The sequence below is a fragment of the Mycobacterium sp. genome (assembly GCF_049802695.1).
Classification (GTDB): domain Bacteria; phylum Actinomycetota; class Actinomycetes; order Mycobacteriales; family Mycobacteriaceae; genus Mycobacterium.
In genome coordinates this window covers 1-3,616 of the sequence record NZ_JBARMY010000158.1, presented here as the reverse complement: position 1 = coordinate 3,616, position 3,616 = coordinate 1, and the positions used below count along the sequence as shown (strand labels likewise).

The window sequence follows — 3,616 nt, the reverse complement described above, 5'->3', positions numbered from 1 at the left end:
GGCCGGGGTGGTGGCCGCGGCGCACGCCGGTCGGGTGGGCGCGCAGCAGGGCGTCGTCGCCCGGACTGTGGAAGTGATGCGGTCACTCGGCGCGCAGCGCTCCGACATTTCGGTGCTGCTCGGGCCTGCGGTCAGCGGCCGGAATTACGAAGTGCCCGCCGCGATGGCCGACGAGGTCGAGGCGACGTTGCCCGGCAGCCGCACCACTACCGCCCGAGGCACCCCCGGGCTTGATCTTCGGGCCGGAATCTCCGGGCAGCTCGAGGCTCTGGGCGTGACCACAATCGATGTCGACCCGCGCTGCACAGTGGCCGACCGGGCGTTGTTCAGCCATCGCCGGAACGCACCGACGGGGCGGCTGGCGTCTTTGGTGTGGATGGAATGACTGGCGTGGTGGCCGACATTGCAGCCCGAACCAGCCGGGAATCCGAATTGGCCAACGCCTTGGACGTGGTCCGCAGTCGGCTTGCGGCGGCCGCGCATGCGGCCGGACGCAATGCCGAAGAAATTGCACTTCTGCCGGTCACGAAATTCTTTCCGGCGACCGATGTCGCAATTCTGTTCGGATTGGGTTGCTCGTCGTTCGGCGAATCGCGCGAGCAGGAAGCGTCGGCGAAGGTCGCCGACGTGGCGCGCTGGGCAGGCACGGATGCTCGACCGATTCACTGGCACATGGTCGGTCAGATTCAGCGCAATAAAGCCCGGTCGTTGGCGCGGTGGGCGCACACAGTGCACTCGGCCGCCAGCGTCCGTTTGGTCAGCGCGCTCGACCGAGCGGTGGGCGCTGCCCTGCAGGAGGGTGAGCGAACGGGTCGGCTGCGGGTCTATCTGCAGCTCAGTCTGGACGGTGACGTGTCCCGCGGCGGCGTCGACATCTCGCTGCCCGGCGCAGTCGACGAACTGTGCGCCCAGGTTGCCGCCTCCCGGAATCTGGAGTTGGTCGGGCTGATGAGCATTCCGCCGCTGACCTGGGCGGCCGAAGCAGCTTTTGCACGTCTACAGGCCGAGCATGCGCGGGTGCTCCAAGCGCATCCGGGCGCGGTGGGGCTGTCTGCCGGGATGTCCGACGACCTCGAAGTCGCGGTAAAACACGGTTCGACGTGTGTGCGTGTCGGTACCGCGCTAATGGGTTCTCGACCGTTACGGTCACCGTGAACAGTCACTGTAGTCACACCTTCATCACAGACACCGGATCACGAGTTCCCCCAGAAGGATCACGCGATGAGCACACTGCACAAAGTCAAGGCCTATTTCGGAATGGCGCCGATGGAGGAGTACGACGACGAGTACTACGACGACCGTGCGCCCGCCCGCGCCGGCTACCCCCGGCAGCGGGGATTCGACGACGGCTACCGCCAGTACGACGGACCGGAGTACGACGACCCGCGCGGTGAGGCGCCCGATTACCCAGGAGCGGCCGGTTACCGCGGTGGTTACGGCGACGACCAGCGTTTCCGCTCCCGCGACTTCGAGCGCAGTGACCTGGCCCGGCCGCGTTTCGGGATGCTGCGGAACTCAACCCGCGGCGCTCTGGCGATGGACCCGCGCCGGATGGCGATGCTCTTCGAAGAGGGCAGCCCGCTGTCGAAGATCACCACGCTGCGGCCCAAGGACTACAGCGAAGCCCGGACCATCGGTGAGCGCTTCCGCGACGGCACCCCGGTAATCATGGACCTGGTGACGATGGACAACGCCGACGCCAAACGGTTGGTCGACTTCGCGGCGGGCTTGGCGTTCGCCCTGCGGGGCTCGTTCGACAAGGTCGCGACCAAGGTCTTCCTGCTGTCGCCGGCAGATGTCGACGTGACGCCCGAGGAGCGCCGCCGGATCGCTGAGACGGGCTTCTACGCCTACCAGTAGCCGACGGTAAGCCGGATGAGGACCGGGCGCGGCACTCGGTAGGCTGGCGGTCGTCGCGCTGGTCGGCCGGTCGCGATGTCGGCTCGCGATGTCGGCAATGTCACATCCTCATCGGTAAGGTCGGGTTCTCGTTGGCGCAGTTCTTCCACATCCTTGGATTCGCGCTGTTCATCTTCTGGCTGCTGCTGATCGCTCGGGTCGTCGTCGAATTCATCCGCTCGGTCAGCCGTGACTGGCGACCGCGCGGAGCCACCGTGGTCATCCTGGAGGTCATCATGTCGCTGACCGACCCGCCGGTGAGGCTGCTGCGCCGGCTGATACCCCAGCTCACCATCGGTGCGGTTCGTTTCGACCTGTCGATCATGGTGCTGCTGCTGGTCGCGTTCATCGGCATGCAGGTGGCCCTCAACGTTCGCGGCTGAAGGCTTTGCATCGGCTTGGTCCCGGCTTGGTAAAGACACGTGGGTCAAGCGATTTCGGAGACAACAATGGTGTTAGGACGCGGATTTGTCGCGCCTTAGATTTTGAAATTAGGTCTTATTTATAGGGCATATCGGCGACTTGCGGTTCTGCTGTGACAGGATGGACGCCAGTTGCAGTACGGCCAGCTCACCGTTCTACACTTTGCTGATCTGTTTGAAGTACCAGACCCGAGGGGGCAGAAAATGCCGCTTACACCAGCCGATGTCCACAATGTGGCGTTCAGTAAGCCGCCGATCGGTAAGCGGGGTTACAACGAAGATGAGGTCGACGCCTTCCTCGACTTGGTCGAAACCGAGCTGACTCGCCTCATCGAGGAGAATTCCGATCTTCGGCAGCGCGTCAACGAGCTAGACCAGGAACTGGCCGGCGCCCGCGCCGGCAACGGTGCGAGCCAGACCACGGAGGCCATCCCGCTGTACCGACCGGAACCGGAACGGGAACCGGAACCCGAACCGGAGCCGGTCAGGGCCGCGCCGGAGCCGGCGGCACCTGCGGTGTCCACGGGGTCCAACGAAGAGCATGCGCTCAGAGCCGCCAAGGTGCTCAGCCTGGCCCAGGACACCGCCGACCGGCTGACCGGCACGGCCAAGGCCGAATCCGACAAGCTGCTGGCCGATGCCCGCGCCAATGCCGACCAGATCCTGGGCGACGCGCGGCGCGAAGCCGAGACCACGGTCACCGAGGCGCGCCAGCGCGCCGACGCGATGCTGTCCGATGCGCAGAATCGCTCCGAGACACAACTGCGGCAGGCTCAGGAGAAGGCCGATGCGCTGCAGGCTGACGCCGAGCGCAAGCACTCGGAGATCATGGGCACGATCAATCAGCAGCGCACCGTGCTAGAGGGCCGGCTCGAGCAACTACGCACATTCGAACGCGAATACCGCACCCGACTGAAGACCTACCTGGAGTCCCAGCTCGAAGAACTCGGTCAGCGCGGCTCTGCTGCGCCGGTCGACTCCAGCGCGAACAATGAGGCTGGTGGGTTCAACCAGTTCAACCGGGGCAACAACTAGCAGAGAGTACGCCGCACGCTCAGTCGGTACCCAGTCGGTACGCAGGCAGTGTGCCGCGTCCGCTGGAGGATGAAGGATGCTGCTTATCGCGCTCGTGCTGGCAGTCATAGGTCTCGCCGCTCTGGTGTTCGCGGTCGTCACCAGCAATGAGTTCATCGCCTACATCTGCATCGCCGCCAGTGTGCTCGGCGTCATCCTGCTGATTGTCGACGCGCTGCGCGAGCGTCAGCGACGCGCAGTCGACGGCGACAAATTAGGAA

The 3,616-nt window shown here is 65.1% G+C and carries 5 protein-coding genes and 1 pseudogene; all 6 read left to right on the top strand.

Annotated features, from left to right (window positions below; genetic code table 11):
* The coding region (locus tag WA317_RS06520; protein WP_425172259.1) for a laccase domain-containing protein at positions 1-385 on the top strand (385 nt) is incomplete at its 5' end.
* Complete coding sequence (locus WA317_RS06515; protein WP_425172258.1) at positions 382-1,155, top strand: YggS family pyridoxal phosphate-dependent enzyme; 774 nt, start codon at positions 382-384, stop codon at positions 1,153-1,155. The genes WA317_RS06520 and WA317_RS06515, both read left to right, overlap by 4 nt.
* Before the next feature lie 66 nt (positions 1,156-1,221).
* A complete protein-coding gene (locus WA317_RS06510; protein ID WP_425172257.1) occupies positions 1,222-1,860 on the top strand; it encodes a cell division protein SepF in 639 nt (212 codons plus the stop codon).
* Between the two features lie 131 nt (positions 1,861-1,991).
* Positions 1,992-2,282 carry a YggT family protein gene (locus WA317_RS06505; protein ID WP_425172256.1) on the top strand — a complete coding sequence of 97 codons (291 nt, stop codon included), beginning with the start codon at positions 1,992-1,994 and terminating at the stop codon, positions 2,280-2,282.
* A gap of 243 nt (positions 2,283-2,525) precedes the next feature.
* On the top strand, positions 2,526-3,356 hold the full coding sequence (locus tag WA317_RS06500; RefSeq protein WP_425172255.1) for a DivIVA domain-containing protein: 831 nt from the start codon (positions 2,526-2,528) through the stop codon (positions 3,354-3,356).
* 76 nt (positions 3,357-3,432) lie between these two features.
* Positions 3,433-3,616 (top strand): annotated as a pseudogene (locus WA317_RS06495) (hypothetical protein); the annotation flags it as partial.

Bases quoted from the DNA above. Each gene is read 5' to 3' on its own strand.
- WA317_RS06515 (WP_425172258.1), top strand. From the start codon at position 382: ATGACTGGCGTGGTGGCCGACATTGCAGCCCGAACCAGCCGGGAATCC.
- WA317_RS06510 (WP_425172257.1), top strand. From the start codon at position 1,222: ATGAGCACACTGCACAAAGTCAAGGCCTATTTCGGAATGGCGCCGATG.
- WA317_RS06500 (WP_425172255.1), top strand. From the start codon at position 2,526: ATGCCGCTTACACCAGCCGATGTCCACAATGTGGCGTTCAGTAAGCCG.